General features: G+C 65.5%; 13 protein-coding genes. 1 reads left to right on the top strand and 12 read right to left on the bottom strand.

From position 1 onward, the window contains the following. Window positions 1–16: 16 nt before the first annotated feature. From NG900_RS20565 to NG900_RS20535, 7 genes are all read right to left on the bottom strand, one after another. Window positions 17–742 (bottom strand): ABC transporter ATP-binding protein, encoded by a 726-nt coding sequence (locus tag NG900_RS20565; RefSeq protein WP_252683212.1) that lies wholly within the window; start codon window positions 740–742, stop codon window positions 17–19. Further along, on the bottom strand, window positions 739–1512 hold the full coding sequence (locus NG900_RS20560) for an ABC transporter ATP-binding protein (RefSeq protein ID WP_252683211.1): 774 nt from the start codon (window positions 1510–1512) through the stop codon (window positions 739–741). Before NG900_RS20560 ends, NG900_RS20565 begins: the two co-directional genes overlap by 4 nt. Before the next feature lie 7 nt (window positions 1513–1519). Further along, on the bottom strand, window positions 1520–2416 hold the full coding sequence (locus NG900_RS20555) for a branched-chain amino acid ABC transporter permease (RefSeq protein WP_252683210.1): 897 nt from the start codon (window positions 2414–2416) through the stop codon (window positions 1520–1522). Between the two features lie 13 nt (window positions 2417–2429). After that, window positions 2430–3311, bottom strand: coding sequence for a branched-chain amino acid ABC transporter permease (locus tag NG900_RS20550; RefSeq protein ID WP_252683209.1), 882 nt, complete (start codon window positions 3309–3311; stop codon window positions 2430–2432). A gap of 119 nt (window positions 3312–3430) precedes the next feature. Beyond that, entirely contained in the window at window positions 3431–4591 is a 1161-nt protein-coding gene (locus NG900_RS20545) for an ABC transporter substrate-binding protein (RefSeq protein WP_252683208.1), read from the bottom strand. A 444-nt stretch (window positions 4592–5035) separates the two neighbouring features. Next, the gene (locus NG900_RS20540; protein ID WP_252683207.1) at window positions 5036–7717 is read right to left on the bottom strand and encodes a diguanylate cyclase domain-containing protein; all 2682 of its coding nucleotides are present in this window, start codon (window positions 7715–7717) and stop codon (window positions 5036–5038) included. A 97-nt stretch (window positions 7718–7814) separates the two neighbouring features. Beyond that, the gene (locus NG900_RS20535; protein WP_252683206.1) at window positions 7815–8255 is read right to left on the bottom strand and encodes a surface-adhesin E family protein; all 441 of its coding nucleotides are present in this window, start codon (window positions 8253–8255) and stop codon (window positions 7815–7817) included. Between the two features lie 127 nt (window positions 8256–8382). Here NG900_RS20535 and NG900_RS20530 point away from each other — a divergent pair, with 127 nt between their 5' ends. After that, window positions 8383–9183 (top strand): YhfC family intramembrane metalloprotease, encoded by an 801-nt coding sequence (locus tag NG900_RS20530; protein ID WP_252683205.1) that lies wholly within the window; start codon window positions 8383–8385, stop codon window positions 9181–9183. A gap of 3 nt (window positions 9184–9186) precedes the next feature. Here the strand turns inward: NG900_RS20530 and NG900_RS20525 are convergent, their stop codons facing one another. The 5 genes from NG900_RS20525 to NG900_RS20505 form a co-directional block, all read right to left on the bottom strand. Further along, window positions 9187–10545 carry a sigma-54-dependent transcriptional regulator gene (locus NG900_RS20525; protein ID WP_252683204.1) on the bottom strand — a complete coding sequence of 453 codons (1359 nt, stop codon included), beginning with the start codon at window positions 10543–10545 and terminating at the stop codon, window positions 9187–9189. Then, a complete protein-coding gene (locus tag NG900_RS20520; protein ID WP_252683203.1) occupies window positions 10538–12448 on the bottom strand; it encodes a sensor histidine kinase in 1911 nt (636 codons plus the stop codon). Before NG900_RS20520 ends, NG900_RS20525 begins: the two co-directional genes overlap by 8 nt. A gap of 14 nt (window positions 12449–12462) precedes the next feature. Further along, window positions 12463–13830, bottom strand: a complete 1368-nt coding sequence (locus NG900_RS20515) for an MFS transporter (protein ID WP_252683202.1) — start codon at window positions 13828–13830, stop codon at window positions 12463–12465. A 285-nt stretch (window positions 13831–14115) separates the two neighbouring features. Next, window positions 14116–15066, bottom strand: a complete 951-nt coding sequence (gene galU / locus NG900_RS20510) for a UTP--glucose-1-phosphate uridylyltransferase GalU (RefSeq protein WP_252683201.1) — start codon at window positions 15064–15066, stop codon at window positions 14116–14118. Between the two features lie 242 nt (window positions 15067–15308). Then, window positions 15309–16142 carry a DNA-binding protein gene (locus NG900_RS20505; protein WP_252683200.1) on the bottom strand — a complete coding sequence of 278 codons (834 nt, stop codon included), beginning with the start codon at window positions 16140–16142 and terminating at the stop codon, window positions 15309–15311. Window positions 16143–16257 lie beyond the last annotated feature (115 nt).

Genomic DNA, 16257 nt, shown 5'->3' with positions numbered 1-16257 from the left:
GTTGTGCGCAGCGCGCTCAGCCGCCCAGGTAGGCTTCGAGCACGCGCGGATTGCCGAGCAGGTTTTTCCCGCTGTCCGCCAGCACGATCTGGCCCGTCTCGAGCACGTAGCCGTGCTGCGCGATCTTCAACGCCTGCCGCACGTTCTGCTCGACCAGGAAGATCGTCAGCCCTTCGGCATTGATCATGCGCAGGATGCGGAAGATCTCCTGCACGATGATCGGCGCCAGGCCCATCGACGGCTCATCGAGCAGCAGCACGCGCGGGCGGGCCATCAGCGCGCGGCCGATGGCGAGCATCTGCTGCTCGCCGCCCGAGAGGTTGCCGGCCAGGCCATCGATGCGCTCCTTCAGGCGCGGGAACAGATGAAACACGCGCTCCAGGTCCGAGGCGATCTGGCTCTTGTCCTTGCGCGTGTAGGCGCCCAGCTCCAGGTTTTCGCGCACAGTCATGGTGGTGAGCGTCGCGCGACCCTCCGCCACTTGCACGATGCCGCGTTCCACCCGCTTGTGGGCGGACCACTGCGTGACGTCCTCGCCCTCGAACAGGATCTGGCCGCGCACCGCGCCCTGCGACTTCGGGATCAACCCCGACAGTGCCAGCAGCGTGGTCGACTTGCCAGCCCCGTTGGCGCCCACCAGCGAGGTGATCTCGCCGCTCTTGAGCGCAAAGTCGATGCCCTTGACGGCTGCGATATGCCCGTAGGACACGTCCAGCCCCTTCACTTCCAGCAGTGTCGTCATGCTGCCACCTCATCGTCATCATCGCGCCCCAGGTAGGCTTCGATGACTTGCGGGTTGTTGCGAATCGCCTCAGGCGGTCCCTCGGCGATGATGCGGCCGAAATTGAGCACCGCAATGCGTTCGCACAGGCCCATCACGAAGCGCATGTCGTGCTCGATCATGAAGATCGTGTAGCCGCGCGCCTTGATGTTCTCGATCTCGGCCATCAGGTCGACCTTCTCGCCGGTGTTCATGCCGGCGACAGGCTCATCAAGCAGCAGCAGCTTGGGCTCGGTGGCGAGCGCCCGTGCGAGTTCGAGCTTGCGCTGGTCGCCGTACGAGAGGTTGTCGGCCAGGTCGTGCGCCTTGTGGTCGAGCTTGACCCACGAGAGCAGCTCCAGCGCACGGTCGCGCGCGCGGCGCTCCGCAGCGCGGTACTTGGGCAGTGAGAACAGCAGCCCCGGCGCACCGTAATCCAGATGCCGATGCATGCCGACCACCACGTTTTCCAGCAGCGTCATCTCCTTGAAGATGCGGATGTTCTGGAACGTGCGGGCGATGCCCATCTGCGTGATCTGGTGCGGCTTCTTGCCGACGAGGTTTTCGCCGTTGAACGTGAGCGAGCCACCGGTGGGTGCGAGCAGCCCGGTGATCAGGTTGAACACCGTCGTCTTGCCGGCGCCGTTCGGGCCGATCAAACCAAAGATCGAACCCTGCGGTACTTCGATATTGACGTCCTGCAGCACCGACAGGCCGCCAAAGCGCTTGGAAATGGATGCAAGTTTCAGCATGGCGGCCTCAGTGCGATTCATTGGAAGCAGCCGCGCCGGGCATGGTGCCCCCGCGCTTGATGCCAAACCAGCGCGCAAAACGCGCCGGGTCCCAGATGCCCTTGGGCAGGAACAGCACGATCACCATCAGGATCACGCCGTTGACGACCAGGCGGAAATCCTTGAATGCGCGCAGCAACTCCGGCAGAAGCGACAGGATCAGGCTGCCGAGCACCGGACCCGTCAGGCCATTGGTGCCGCCCAGGATCGTCATCGTGAGGATTTCCACGCCGCGGTCGAAACCGAATTCGTTCGGGCCGATGAAGAACGTCAGGTGCGCGTTGAGCGCGCCTGCCAGCCCGGCGATGGCGGCACCCAGCGTGAACGCCAGCAGCTTGGTGCCCGCCACGTTGATGCCCATCAGGCCGGCGGCGGTTTCGTCTTCCTTGATGGCCTCGAACGCGCGGCCCACTTTCGAGCGGCGCATGCGTGCCAGCACGAACAGCGTCAGCAACACGGCGAGCGCCACATGCCACCACTGCGTGAGTTGCGGAATGCCGTTCAGGCCCAGCGCGCCGCCGGTCCAATCCTCGGTGTTCAGAATCAGCACACGCACCACTTCGCCAAAGCCCAACGTCGCCATGGCGAGGTACACGCCCGACAGCCGCAGCACCGGCACGCCGATGACGAGCGCCACCACAGCGGGCGCCGCCATGCCACCGGCCAATGCCACCGAGAACGGCATCTCGGCATTCATCGTCAGCAGCGATGCCGTGTAGGCGCCGATGCCCATGAAGGCCGCATTCGCCATCGCGAGCAAGCCGCACGACAGCGTGAGATAGATGGACAGCGCCAACAGCGCGTTGATGCCGAGTGTCAGCACCAGGTTGCTGTAGACCGACCAGAAGTTGTCGAACCATTCCATGTCGTCGGTCTCCTTATGCCTTGCGTTCCAGCACCTTGCCGAACAGCCCTTGCGGCCGCACGAGCAGGATCAAGAACAGCAGACCGAACGCCACCGCATCGCGCATGGTTGAGCCAATGTAGGCCACCGACAGCACCTCCGCAAAGCCGAGGAACAGCCCGCCCAGCATGGCGCCGCGAATGTCGCCCAAGCCACCGAGGATGATGACCGCAATGCCCTTGTGCAGCATCGGCTGGCCCATCAGCGGGAACACGGCGTTGGAGTACAGGCCGATCAGCACGCCCGAGAGCCCGCCCAATGCAGCCGCGGCAAACGAGGTCAGCAGAAAGAGCCCCTCCACGTTGATACCGAGCAGCGCAGCGGCTTTCGGCGACTCCGCAATCGCGCGCAACGCGCGACCGAGTTGCGTGCGCTTGAGCAGCAGCATGAGCCCGGTCATCAGCGCGAACGACAGCACGATGATGCCGAGTTCAAGCGGGGTAAGGTGGATGCCGCCCAGATCCAGCGAGGCATCCGACACGAGCCCCGATGGAAAGCGCAGGTTCTCCGCGCCGAACACGCCCTGCATGGCGTTGTTGATGGCGATACCCGCGCCAATGGTCGCGATCATCGGGATCAGGTGAGGTGCGTTGCGACGGCGCAGGGGGCGCAGCAGCAGCACATCGATGATGAGCCCGGCCACGCCGCTCACGACAAAACCGACGGCCAATGCTGCCCAGAGCGGCAGTTCGAAATGGGTCACAACCTGCAGCGCCGCATAGGCGCCGAGCATGAACACCGCGCCGTGCGACAGGTTGATCACGCCCAGGATGCCGAAAACCAGCGTGAACCCCAGAGCAAACAGCGCATACACGCAGCCGAGCGACAGCGCGTTGACAAGTTGCTGTTCCAACATGATGAGTCAGGATAAGAGTGTGGCCGATGTCACCAAAGCGGCCACAAAAAAAGCGATGGGGCGTAGGTTTAGCTACGCCCCGCCTGTTGGTCAGCTTTGGGTTCAAAGCCAACCGAAGATTACTTCTCGATCGTGTACTTGCCCGACTTGGTCACGCTCACGATCGGCGTCTGCACGGCGTCGTAGCCGGCCGGCTTGCCGCGCGCCGTCACCTGGCGGAACGCAAACGCGCCGGTTGCACCCGTGTGCTTGACCGCCGGCAGCGCATCGCGGATGGCCTTGCGATCGGCTTCCAGGTTGCCACTGAACTTGACCGTCTTCAGCGCCTTGCTCGCGATGTACATGGCGTCATACGCCTGCGCTGCAAACTGATCCGGCGCGGCCTTGTACTTGGACGTGTAGGCGGTGATGAACTTGCTGTTCTCGGCCGTGTGGTTCTCGATCGACCACGGGCTGCCCACCCACAGGTTGTCGGACTTGTCCTTGGCCAGGTCGAAGATCTTGACCGAGTTCATGCCGTTGCCGCCGATGATGGGCACGTTCAGGCCGAGCTGGCGTGCCTGCACCATGATCGGACCGCCCTCGGCAATCAGTGCCGACAGCACGATCGCATCCGGGTTGGTCGCCTTGATCTTGGTGAGCTGGGCCTTGAAGTCCACGTCGCCCTTGGCGAAGGTTTCGGTGGTCGTCACCGGGATCTTCAGGTCTTCGAGCGCCTTCTTGAAGTTGTCGTAGCCGCTCTTGGTGAAGACGTCGTCGTTGCCGTACAGCACGGCCACCTTCTTCACACCAGCCTTCTTCACAACGGTCTGGATCGTGGCCGGCAGCACGTCAGCTTCGGTCACGGAGTTGCGGAAGACGTAGTCGCCGATGCTGGTGATGCCGTCGGCGGTGTTGGACGTGCCGAACGCGACCGTCTTGGCCGCTTGCGCGATCGGGTCAGCCGCCTGGGCCGAGTTGGACAGCGTGGGGCCGAACACCATGGCCACCTTGTCCTGGAAGATCAGCTTCTTGAAGACGTTGATGGCCTCTTCCTTCTTGCCCTGCTCGTCTTCGATCACCAGCGCGATCTTGCTGCCGTTGATGCCGCCGGCGGCGTTGATCTCGTCAGCCGCCAGCTGGAAGCCGTTGCGGATGGCCACGCCGTACTGGGCAGCGCCGCCCGACAGCGCTTCGGCCACGCCGATCTTGATGTCCTGGGCCGCGGTTGCCGCGCCCGTTGCGATTGCCGCCCCCGCAGCCACTGCCGTCAACAGCAGCTGTTTGACCATTTTTTTCATGCGAACCTGCTCCTTTTTGTCCGTCGCGATTGCGACCGTCTTGAAGAGTGCGTTGGCCCAACACCGTCGCTCCCCCATGCGCCCTGCATCGCGTCCGGCCGCTCGCTTGCCGTGGCTCGCGCCATCGCAATGGACGGGCGAAACATCGGCAAACCAAACCGATGCACGGTGCCAGGTCAGGCGCGTGCGACGGAGCGTTGCGTCGGAGAGTGAAGCGAAGGCGCCATGGGTACAGCGCTCTTATGCGACGCGCCGGGGTCGCCAGCGCGTGCAGTCAGTCGCGGGACTTTACCGGAAAGCGCACGACCGTGCGATAGGGAATTGTCCGCCGCCCGGCCTGGGGGGCGGATGTTGCGGCGCAATATTGCCTGTGCAATACGTCCTGTTCTAACGAAAGCGTACCCGTTTCTGCGTGCGGGGCGCTCGACGTGCGGCACCGCAAAATCAACCCGTCGAGAGCTCGTCCGCGCTGACGAACAGGCCCTTGCCGCGCGATTTGGCCTCATACAATGCCTCGTCGGCGGCTTCGAAGACGACGCTCTGCGCCAGCGTGCGCGAATCAAACACCGCGATGCCGATGCTGGCGCCCACCTGCACCATCGTCTCACTCAGGCGAAACGGCCTGTTGCAGGCGCTGAGGATATGGGTGGCAACCGCCTTGGCGTCGTCCGGGCGCGACAGGTGCTCCAGGATCACGGCGAACTCGTCGCCGCCAAAGCGCGCCACCCCGTCATATGGACGCACGGCGCGCGCCAAGCGCTGCGCGAAGGTGCGCAGCAGTGTGTCGCCCACGGCGTGTCCGTACGTATCGTTGACGACCTTGAAGCCATCGAGATCGAGCAGCAACAGCGCGCCGATCGAACTGCTCACACGCGCCTGGTCCAGCGCGGCCAGCAGGCGCTCTTCAAAGCCAGCGCGGTTGAGCAGGCCGGTCAGGTGGTCGGTGGTGGTCAGCGCACGCAGGCGGAGCTCCTGCTTCTTGCGCTCGGTGATATCGAGCGTGACCGAATGCACGCCGGTTACGCCGCCGTGGGCGTCGAACTGCGGGAGGTAGCTGATCTCTTCGCAGCGGTACAGATCGCGGCCGCGGACCTCACGCTCGAAGACGATGGTCTCGCCGGCCAGCGCGTGCCGCAGCGCGCCTTGCAGGATGCCGTAGGCATCGATGCCAACGACGTCGCGCACGGTCTGCCCGAGCATGCTGGCCGTGGGTCGCTCGTAGGCTTTCTCGTACGCGGCATTCAGGAAGCGGAAACGCTCGTCGGTGTCGATGAAGGCCACCAGCGCCGGCAGCGCGTCGGTCACGGTCTGCAGGGTTTCGCGGCTGCGCTGCAGGGCCTCCTTGGCGGCCTTGTCCTGAGTGATGTCGCGCATGACGGACGAGAAGTACTCCATGCGTCCAGCCGGATCGCGGTGCGCGATGATCATGTGGTTGATCGGCACGACCTGCCCTTCCCCACCCCGCACGGTGGTCTCGCCGATCCACACGCCGTCGCGCGCGGCGGCGGGTACGGCCACCTCGCGCAGCCAGTCCATCGTCTCGGGCGGATAGAAGTCCGCCACCGTAAAGCCATTGAGGTCCACATCCGGCGCGAGGCCGGCAAAACGGCGTCCGGCCGGGTTCATGTAGGTAATGTTGCCCAGCACATCGGTCTGGGCGACGAAGTCGGTGGTGGAATCCAGGATCTTGGTCAGCACCCGCGAGGCCTGCTGCGCCCGCGCCCGCACGGTGATGTCTTCCATGACCCCAACGTGGCCGATCACCTCGCCATCGACGCGCACCGGCGCCGTGTTGACGATGAGCAGGCGCTCGCCCGCGCCGGGCACGATGACGCGCTGCTCGGCGCTATAGCCGATACCGTGCGCCACCGCGTCATGCCAGCCGGCGGTGGTGGCTTCCACATCGTACGGATGCAGCCGCGCGAGCCACACGTCGGCCAGCGCCTCCTCGGGCGTGGCGCCGAGCTGCCGCCGATACGCCGCGTTGGTGTAGACGGTGCGCCCTTCGGCATTGGTGCGGAACAACCCCAGCGGCGAGGCATCGTTCACGGCTTCCAGCTCGGCGCGCTGGCGCACGACTTCGCCCATCAGCTTGTGGAACGCCGTGGATACGGCTTCGATTTCTTCCGATGCCCCCGGCAACTCAAGCGGCGGTGCGTCGCGCAGGTCGGTGGCGGAGAGCTGGGTCATGGCGGCATGCAGCCGGCCCAGCGGGCGCAGCAGCCACAGCATCGCCCCCCACACCGATACGCCGATCAGCGCGGCCAACGCCAGAAGCGAAAGGCGAAAGCGCTGGCGCATAATGAAAAGCTGCCGGTTGGCTTCGGCACCCGGCAGCACGGCGGCCAGCGTCCAGCCGGCGGCAATCACGTCCTGCTTGGTCACCACATCGCCGCCGGGCTCCGGCAGGGCCGAGGGGTCGGCGCGGAAGGCGGCTGCGATGGCCGGATCGACATCAACCGGCGCGAGAATCTTGTCGGCCTCGGGGTGGATCACGAACACAGGCGTCGGGCCGTGCGCCACCAGATAGACGTGCCCTGTCTGGCCGATATGCATGTCGCGCAGGTTGCCCAGAAAATTCGGCTGGAGCAGGTACAGCGATGCGCCGATCAGCCCGACCTGGCGACCCTCCTGGTCATGCACCGGCGCGGCCAGGATGATGATGGGCTCGCCGCCGACCCGATTGCGCAGCGGCGCGGAGATGGTCGGTTGGTCCACCACCATGACTTGCTTGAAGTAGTCGCGGTCCGCGATATCGATGCCGACCACGCCTTCGCGGTACGGCCGCAACGACGTCACCGTGCCTTCGGCCGTAGCGAGAAACACGCTGTTGAACAGGCCAGCGGCGGGCTGGATGGACTGGAAGAACGCCGCCTCCTGCTGCGGTGTATCGAACCGCACGGTGCGCATCTGCTGCGCGGTGCGCTCGAGCACACCCAGGTAGGTGTCCAGCCGCTGCTTGAGATCGTCTGCGGATTCCTTGACCAGCGCCGTCTGCTGCACCTTGATCTGTGCCATCACTTCGCGGCGGATCGGCTCGCGCTGCGACCAGCCGAACAGGCTCACCAGCGTCACGCTGATGACGGTCGCCATGATGGCCGCCTGCGACTTCAGGGTGAGTTTCATCGGACGGTCGGCTGGCACCGGCGCCCCTCGCGGCCGGTACCTTGTAATAGGAGAGCAAGCGCCATAGTGCTATGCCCGCCGGGGATTGTCGAGCAACCTAGCGGCGGGCGCAGACATACGCGGCCGACCGTGCCGCCAGCGTGCCGGGGCGGATGCGCATCCAGTGCGCGCCAGCAGCAGTGTCGGAGTCCAGCTTGGCACCGTCCGGGCCGCGCACGACGTAGTCGACCAGGCGGATGCGCTGGCGGCGGCAGTCGATTTCCTGGCGCGAGAGGATCATCGTGCCGGGCCGGTAGCGGGCGCCGTGGGCTCGGCGCTCGCTGCGCTTGAGCACCGTCCGCGCGAGAAAGGTCTTGTGTCCGGTATGGCTGGAGCGCAGCGACGTGCGATCGATGGAGGCAGAAACCGAGGTCGTCGTCAGGTATTCGTGCCAGCGCGCAGCCTGGGCAGGCGCTGCCACGCTGAACGCGCTCATGCCGACTCCGCATATCCAGATCCACTGCCACATCAAGCGTTTCACGACCGTCTGCCCTGCCATATCTAGACGCGGCAGTTGCTGCCGCATGCACCCATTGTAACAATCCGCCCGCAAGACACGCGCCCGCAAGCCTCGGGTAGCATGCGGCCCAACCGACAGCCACATCTGCCCCTTGGCGCCATCCGCTATGCCCACCGTTGCCCTGCCCGCCCTTGCTGCCCACGCCGTCGCGGGCTTGCTGATCACCTGCGCACCCATCGGAGCGTGGTTCTGGCTGCGCCGGCGCTTTGACCTGGCGTGGCGCGACGTTGGCGTCGGCGCGGCGGTGTTTGTGGTGTTTGCGCTGGGGCTGGAACGTACGCTTCACCTGTACCTGCTGCAGCTCAACCCGGTGACGGCGCAATGGCTGCGCATGCCGGCGCTGTTCGTGATCTACGGCGCGCTGATGGCAGGGCTCTTTGAAGAGACCGGCCGCTGGCTCGGCCTGCGCTTTCTCACCCGCAAGCCCGGCGGCGCCGCCACGCCCGTGGCGTATGCGCTCGGGCACGCGGGCATCGAGGCGTGGCTGATCGGCACGGCATCACAGGCGCAGATGGTGATGTTCGGCATCGCCGCCAACCGTGGCGAACTGGACGCGCGCCTCGCGGCCAGCGGCGCCGAAGCCATGACCGGCACGATCCACGCGATGCTCGCGCAGCTCTCGCCGTGGCTGGCGGCCGGCGCATTCGCCGAACGCATCGCCGCGATGCTGATCCAGTTCACGCTCACGCTGGTGGTGTGGCACGCGGTGCGGCAACGGCGCTTTGTGATCGTCGTGCTGGCGGTGCTGCTGCATGCGCTGGCGGACCTGCCCGCCGCGCTGTACCAGGTACGCGTGATGCCGCTGGCCGTGACCGAAGCCATCTACGCCGCCATCGCCGTGCTGCTGGCGGCAACGTGCTGGCCACCACAGGGTGGCCGAAAGATCGGCGAATCGTCGCTGCGTTAGGAGTCAGTGGCCGCGGAATCGGTCCGGCTCGATGCCGTGCCGGTTGAGCTTGTCGTAGAGCGTCTTGCGTGGCACGGCCAACAAGTCGGCTGCGCGGGCGACGTTGCCCTCGGTAGCGCGCAACGCCTCTTCGATGGTGGTGCGTTCCACCGCCATCATGCGGCCGGCCAGTGAGTGCTGGCTCGCTTCCGACGCGACGAGGCCATCGTCGAGACCAAGGCAGAAACGCTCGGCCACGTTTTTCAACTCGCGCACGTTGCCGGGCCAGTCGTGGTGCTGCCAGCGCATCATGTCCTGCGCTGACCAGTCGGGCGCGGCACGCTCGTAGCGCACGGCGGCCTGCTGCAGAAAGTACGCCATCAGCAGCGGGATGTCTTCCGCGCGCTGGCGCAGCGGCGGCAGCGCGATCGAGACGACATTCAGGCGGTAGTACAGATCCGCGCGAAACTCGCCGCGGTCGGACGCATCTTTCAGATCCACCTTGGCCGCGGCCACCACGCGGCAGTTGACGGGCACGCTCGCGTTGCTGCCCAGCCGCTCGATGCTGCGCTCCTGCAGCGCGCGCAGCAGCTTGGCCTGCAGCGCCAGCGGCATCGATTCGATCTCGTCCAGGAACAGCGTGCCGCCATCGGCGTATTCCATCTTGCCGATACGGCGACGGTTGGCGCCGGTGAAGGCACCTGCCTCGTGGCCGAACATTTCGCTCTCGAACACGGATTCCGGCAGCGCCGCGCAGTTGAGCGCAACGAACGGCCCGCGCCTGCGGCTGCCATCGTGGATGGCACGCGCGAGCACTTCCTTGCCCGAGCCGGTCTCGCCGGTGACGAGGATGTCGGCATCGGTGGGCGCAAGCGCGGTGACGAGCCGGCGTACGTTCTGCATGGCCGCGCTCTGGCCGATCAGCGGGTACGCCTGGCGGCCCTGGAGCGCCTCGCGCAGGCGCAGGTTTTCGGAAGTGAGCCGGCGCTTTTCCAGCGCGCGCCGTACCACGTCGACCAGGCGTTCGGAGTGGAACGGCTTCTCCATGAAGTCGTACGCACCGGCGCGCATGGCGGCCACGGCCATCGTCACGTCGCCATGGCCGGTGATGAGGATGACGGGCAGCTGACGGTCGTGCTGCAGCATCTCGCGCAGCACGGCCAGGCCGTCTCGGCCCGGCAGACGCACGTCCGTGACCACCACCGCAGGCGTTTGCGTGGCGAGTGCGGCCAGTGCGCTTTCCGCGTCGGCAAAGGACTGCACCGGCACATCCGCCAGCGTGAGCGCTTGCTCGCAGCCCAGGCGCACGACGTCGTCGTCTTCGATCAGGAAGACGAGCGCGTGGTCAGCAGAAGCGAGGTTGGGAGAAACGTTTTCAGGCATGCGGTTTTACGACGCGTTCCAACTCGATGATGAATTCTGCGCCGCCGGAGCCATCCTGTGCGTTGCGGCCGACGAGGCGGCCACCAAAGTCTTCGATGATCGCCAGCGAAATCGCCAACCCGAGGCCCAGGCCCAAGCCGTCGTCCTTGGTGGTGAAGAACGGCTCGAACAGGCGCGGAAGCACATCGGCAGGAATGCCTCGGCCGAAGTCACGCACGGTGATGCGTACCCAATTCTCGATGGAGTCGACGCGCACATCCACGGTGGCGGAGGTGGGTTGGGACACCTCGACGGTGGCGTCGATGGCGTTGCGGATCAGGTTGACGAGCACTTGCTCGAGCCGCACGGCATTGGCCCAGACGGACAGGTCCGCCGGCATCGTTGGGGCATTCACCGCCACGCCGGCCTGGCGGCGGCGCGTTTCCACCAGCATCAGCGCCTGGCGGATGGCTTCGTCCACCGACACCGCCGCACGCGCCGCATCACCCTTGCGCGAGAACGCCTTGATGTGCGACACGATGCGGCCCATGCGTTCGGCAAGCTGGCTGATGTGCGTGAGGTTGCCGCGCACCTCGTCGATGCGGCCGCGTTCGGCAAGCTGGTTGGCGTTGTCGGACAGCGTGGTCAGTGCGGTGAGCGGCTGGTTGAGTTCGTGCGTGATGCCGGCGGCCATCTGGCCGAGCACGGCGAGCTTGCCCGCCTGCACAGCCGAGTCGCGGGTTTCACGCAGGATGCGCTGCGCGGCGTCGAGCGCCTCGACCTTGCCGGCGAGCGCGGTGTTGGCAGACGTGAGTTCGGCGGTGCGCTGGGCGATCCGCGCTTCCAGATCGCGCTGGACTTCACGCAGCGCAGCGCGGGCGCGGTGCTGTTCTTCGCGTCGGCGGGTACGCAGGCGCAAGGCAACGAGCACGGCGAAGATCAACGCCATCGCAAATGCGGCACTGGCACCGGCCACCAGCGCGGTGCGCTGCTCGTCGCGCGGATCGATCAACACCGCGACCTGCCAGCCGAGCAGGTCTACCGGGCGGTACTGCACGCGCAGCGTCGAAACCGATTTTCCGGGCAACGCGGCCTTCACCGTCTGGGGTGGTTGGTCCGCAGAAAAGGGTACGCCCCCGGCTTGGGGATCGAGCGGGGTGAGCGTGTGCGGCGCATATTGGCGCGTCGCGTCGAGTGCGGCGCGCTGATCGGCGCTCAAGGTGCCGAGCGTGCGGTATTTCCACTCGGGTACGGACGACAGAAAGATCACGCCATGGCGATCGACCAGCAACACGGTGTCGCCGCTGCGCGAGAGCGTCGCCTCGAACGCGTCGAGGTTGATCTTGACGACGACGGCGCCGATCGGCTTGCCGCTCTCGCGCACGGGAGCCGCCAGGAAGTAGCCCGTCTCGCCGGTCGTGTTGCCCACGCCGTAGAAACGCCCAAGGCCCTCGCGCATGGCCTCGTCAAAGTACGGGCGGAAGGCGTAGTTCTGGCCAACGAACGAAGACGGCAGATCCCAGTTGCTGGCCGCGAGCGTCAGGCCCGTAGTGTCCAGCAGGTAGATGGCGGTCAGGTCGGCTGCGCTCTGGGCCTGCTTCAGGTAGGCATTGGCGGCACCGCGCAATGCGGCATCGGCAGGTGGATGCCGCGCCTGCAGGGCGACGTGCAGCACATGCTCCAGCGCAGCGAGCCGCGGCAGCGATTCATAGCGCGCCAACGTGCTGCGCAGGTTCTGTGCGTAGAAGGTGGTGCGCTGGCCGGCTTCTTCGGCGCGCGTGGCAACGTAGCGCTGCAGGGCGATGGCGTAGGCGCCCCACCCTGCGGCCATGCAGCATGCGGCCATGGCCAGCGCAACGGCCAGCCGCCAGCGCCGCCCGTGAGCGGGGCGGGCAAGCTCGGCGTGGCCGTCGGATGGCGACATGGATCCGTGTTCCGTCAGTGTTCGATGCGGGAATGCTCGCGAGTATCGCGCATGAACACGTACACCAGCAGCGACAGCAGGATCGTGCCCGTCACGTACCAGTAGAACAGCGACTCATGACCGGCCTGCTTGAGCCACAGCGCGATGTACTCGGCCGTGCCCCCAAAGATCGACACCGTGAGCGCATACGGCAGACCCACACCCAACGCGCGCACTTCCGCCGGGAACAGCTCGGCCTTCACCACGGCGTTGATCGACGTGTAGCCCGAGACGATCACCAGCGCGGCCATGATCAGGAAGAAGGCCACCCACGGGTTCGTGGTCTGGCTGATGCCCGTCATGATGGGCACGGTCAACAGTGTGCCCAGCACGCCGAACGCAATCAGGATCGGGCGACGGCCGATGCGGTCGGACAACCCGCCCACGATCGGCTGCAGGATGGCGAATAGCAGCAGCGAGGCGCCCGACACCAGCGTTGCCACGTCCTTCGTCAGCCCCACCGTGTTGGCCAGGAACTTCTGCATGTAGATCGAGTACGTGTAGAACGCGACCGTACCGCCCAGCGTCAGGCCCACTACGGTGGCCAGTGCACGGGGATGCTTGGCAAGTTCGGCCAGTGTGCCGCGCTTCTTGTTCTTCGTCGCGGCCTCGGTAAAGGACTGCGTTTCTTCCATGCTCGAGCGCATGCGCATCGCCACCAACGCACCCAGCGCGCCGATCAGGAACGGAATGCGCCAGCCCCATGCCTCCAGCTGCGCTGGCGACAGCACGAACTGCTGCAGCGCGATCAACAGCCCCAGCGCCGTCAGTTGCCCGGCGATGAGCGTGACGTACTGGAAGCTCGAATAGAAGCCGCGGCGCTCCTTGCTGGCAACCTCGCTCAGGTACGTAGCCGACGTCGCGTATTCCCCGCCGACCGACAGGCCCTGCAGCAGCCGCGCCAACACCAGCAACACCGGAGCGGCGACACCGATGGTCGCGTAGCTGGGCGTGAGCGCGATGGTGAGCGAGCCCAGGCACATCAGCACCACTGAAATCAGCAGCGCGCGCTTGCGGCCATAGCGATCGGCATAGATGCCCATCAGCAGGCCGCCCACCGGACGCGCGAGGAACCCCACCGCAAACACCGCCGCCACGTTCAGCAGCTGCGCGGTCTGATCCCCCTTGGGGAAGAACGACTTGGCAAAGTACAGCGCAAATGCCGAGTACACATACCAGTCGTACCACTCGACCAGGTTGCCGATCGAGCCGGAGAAGATCGAGCGCAGACGGCGCCGTACGTCGGCGGGCGTGTCTTTGGCGGGGGCTTGGGTGGGCGTGTGCGTGGGCGCGTGAGTGGGCAAATGCGCGCCCGTGACCGCGCCAGCCTGAGGCTGAGTCATGGTGTCTCCTTGGAGCGTTGGCGGCGGCCTTTGCCCGTCACGTGTCGGCACACAGAACCCGAGTGCGACACGCGGGCGGCCCGCCGGTTTATGGGTGGTCGCTCTTACTCAAGAAGCATTCCATGCGGAAAACAGGCGCAGCGATCTGCCGTAAAAGCCCTTGGCACAAGGCTTTGCGGGAAATCAGCGGAACGGCGGGGGATGGGAGGAGTGTGCGGTTTCCCAGAATCGGCTGGGCAGGCTGTGCGAAATCCCGCACGGCCGATTCTGAAAACGGGTCGAGGCTCAGGCAGCCACGCCCAGCGGAATGGTGTCGCGCACCAGCGCGTCCACCTCGGCAGCCACGGGCTCATGCGACTGAGGCAAGCCAAGGCGCTCGTACAGGTACGCCTCAAAGTCAGCACGCACTTCCGGATGGCGCAGCGCAAATTCAACGGTCGCCTGCAGATAGCCGAACTTGCTGCCGCAATCGAATCGCTGGCCCCGGTAGCGATAGGCGAGGATCTGCTCTTCAGCCAACAGGCTCTGGATGGCGTCGGTCAATTGCAGTTCACCGCCGGCGCCCGGCGTCAGGTTGCGCAGGTGATCAAAGATGCGCGGCGTGAGGATGTAACGCCCGACCACGCCCAGGTTGGACGGTGCATCCTTCGGCGCCGGCTTTTCAACGATGCCGTCGAGCTTGACCAGGCGGTCGTCCCATTCGCGGCCCGCCACCACGCCGTACGAGCGCGACGCGTCCGGCGCAATGGTTTCAACACCGACGATCGAGCAGCGGTAGTGATCGTAAAGCTCCGTCATCTGCTGCATGACGGGCGGCTCGTGGTCCAGCAGGTCATCGGCCAGGATCACGGCGAAGGGTTCGTCGCGTACCAATTTCTGCGCACACAACACGGCATGACCCAGGCCCAGCGTTTCGGGTTGGCGCACGTAGAAGCACTCGACGCCGGGGGGCTTGATCGACTGCACCATCTCCAGCAGCGCCTGCTTATTCTTAGCGGCCAGCTCGGATTCGAGCTCATATGCCTTGTCGAAATGGTCTTCGATTGCGCGCTTGGCGCGGCCCGTGATGAAGATCATCTCCGTAATACCCGCGGCGGCCGCCTCTTCCACCGCGTATTGGATCAGCGGTTTATCGACAATCGGCAACATCTCTTTCGGGCTGGCCTTGGTGGCGGGCAGAAAACGCGTACCGAGCCCCGCCACGGGAAACACGGCCTTGGTGATCTTCTCGTTCATGACGACTCCATTGGTGAGACCTAGCGTCATGAGCAAGTCATATGCCAGTGCGTCAGCCCTTTGATGGAGCGGGCTCGGCCATGCCTGACACACTGCGGCGGCGTCCTTTCCTACAACCGGTTGCAATCCGTTGCCGACTTTCAGCGCCGAAAGTTGGAAAAGCGTACCCAATTCTGCGAGGCCACGACGCGGTTTAGCGGCCCACCGACTCAGTCCGTACGCGCGATCAGTGTGCCGACACCTCAGGGAGATGGCTTGACCCAGCCGCGCGAGACCGGTGCGGTGCGCTCGGGCGCGCGCCGGTAGGCATCGATCTGTGTGCGCAGCTGGGTGACCTCGGCCTCGAGTGTGCGAATGCGCTGGCGCAGTTGATCGGCTTCGTTTTGCGTTTGCTGGCGCACGGCGTCGTTCTGCAGACGCAGGAAGCGCTCCGTGCCCGCCAGCGCGCTGGCCGCACCTTCCAGACGAGTGACCGTGTCGATGGTCTGTTCCAGGCGCTCGAGCGTTGCATCGGTCAACTTGGGCGGGGCAGCCGGCGCCGTGGCGAGCGCCTCGCCGAGGCGGCGCTCCAAGTCGGCCATGGCCGCCTGCAGTTGCCGATTGCGGGCGGCTTCATGCTCCAACGCGCGCTCCGCGACTTCGGCACGGATGCGGGCCTCCATCCATTCAGCGCCAGCCCCCGGAGCACCAATGGCGCGCGACGCAATCCGGTTGCGTTCTTCACGTGCCGAATGGCCCGGCGCCGGCGAAACCGTACCCGTTTCTGCGAGCGCCCACGGAATCGGCCAGGGCTCGATTGCGTCTGCGACAACCGCGCCTGTGTCACCGCGGCCCCGCGCCCGATCCACCGCCTTCTGCAGCGTCGTATTGCTCGGCCGTCGACGCACGCCTGCCTCGGCCAACCATTGGACATATCGCCGTGCGCCATAGACGCGGCGCGTCACGGCATGCACCGCCTCGATCACCTCATCCAGGAACACCGCATTGTCATGAGGGAAGGCGACATCCAGCCGACGGATCGCTTCAACGATCCGCTGCTGCTGCTCTGACGAGAAATGAAGGCCGGGACGTGCCATGAGGACTCTTTGATGTCGATATAGTGTACATCAAGGGTTAAAAACATCAATACGAGTCATGTGTAGATCATTATTTGCATACTATATATTTGTAGTTCCAGTCGTGTTTCGTAAC

It is taken from the genome of Ralstonia soli (assembly GCF_023955655.1).
GTDB classification, from domain to species: Bacteria; Pseudomonadota; Gammaproteobacteria; order Burkholderiales; family Burkholderiaceae; genus Ralstonia; species Ralstonia soli.
This window is presented reverse-complemented; position numbering and strand designations above follow the sequence as displayed.

Bases quoted from the DNA above. Each gene is read 5' to 3' on its own strand.
- NG900_RS20565 (WP_252683212.1), bottom strand. From the start codon at position 742: ATGACGACACTGCTGGAAGTGAAGGGGCTGGACGTGTCCTACGGGCAT.
- NG900_RS20560 (WP_252683211.1), bottom strand. From the start codon at position 1,512: ATGCTGAAACTTGCATCCATTTCCAAGCGCTTTGGCGGCCTGTCGGTG.
- NG900_RS20555 (WP_252683210.1), bottom strand. From the start codon at position 2,416: ATGGAATGGTTCGACAACTTCTGGTCGGTCTACAGCAACCTGGTGCTG.
- NG900_RS20550 (WP_252683209.1), bottom strand. From the start codon at position 3,311: ATGTTGGAACAGCAACTTGTCAACGCGCTGTCGCTCGGCTGCGTGTAT.
- NG900_RS20545 (WP_252683208.1), bottom strand. From the start codon at position 4,591: ATGAAAAAAATGGTCAAACAGCTGCTGTTGACGGCAGTGGCTGCGGGG.
- NG900_RS20540 (WP_252683207.1), bottom strand. From the start codon at position 7,717: ATGAAACTCACCCTGAAGTCGCAGGCGGCCATCATGGCGACCGTCATC.
- NG900_RS20535 (WP_252683206.1), bottom strand. From the start codon at position 8,255: ATGGCAGGGCAGACGGTCGTGAAACGCTTGATGTGGCAGTGGATCTGG.
- NG900_RS20530 (WP_252683205.1), top strand. From the start codon at position 8,383: ATGCCCACCGTTGCCCTGCCCGCCCTTGCTGCCCACGCCGTCGCGGGC.
- NG900_RS20525 (WP_252683204.1), bottom strand. From the start codon at position 10,545: ATGCCTGAAAACGTTTCTCCCAACCTCGCTTCTGCTGACCACGCGCTC.
- NG900_RS20520 (WP_252683203.1), bottom strand. From the start codon at position 12,448: ATGTCGCCATCCGACGGCCACGCCGAGCTTGCCCGCCCCGCTCACGGG.
- NG900_RS20515 (WP_252683202.1), bottom strand. From the start codon at position 13,830: ATGACTCAGCCTCAGGCTGGCGCGGTCACGGGCGCGCATTTGCCCACT.
- galU (WP_252683201.1), bottom strand. From the start codon at position 15,066: ATGAACGAGAAGATCACCAAGGCCGTGTTTCCCGTGGCGGGGCTCGGT.
- NG900_RS20505 (WP_252683200.1), bottom strand. From the start codon at position 16,142: ATGGCACGTCCCGGCCTTCATTTCTCGTCAGAGCAGCAGCAGCGGATC.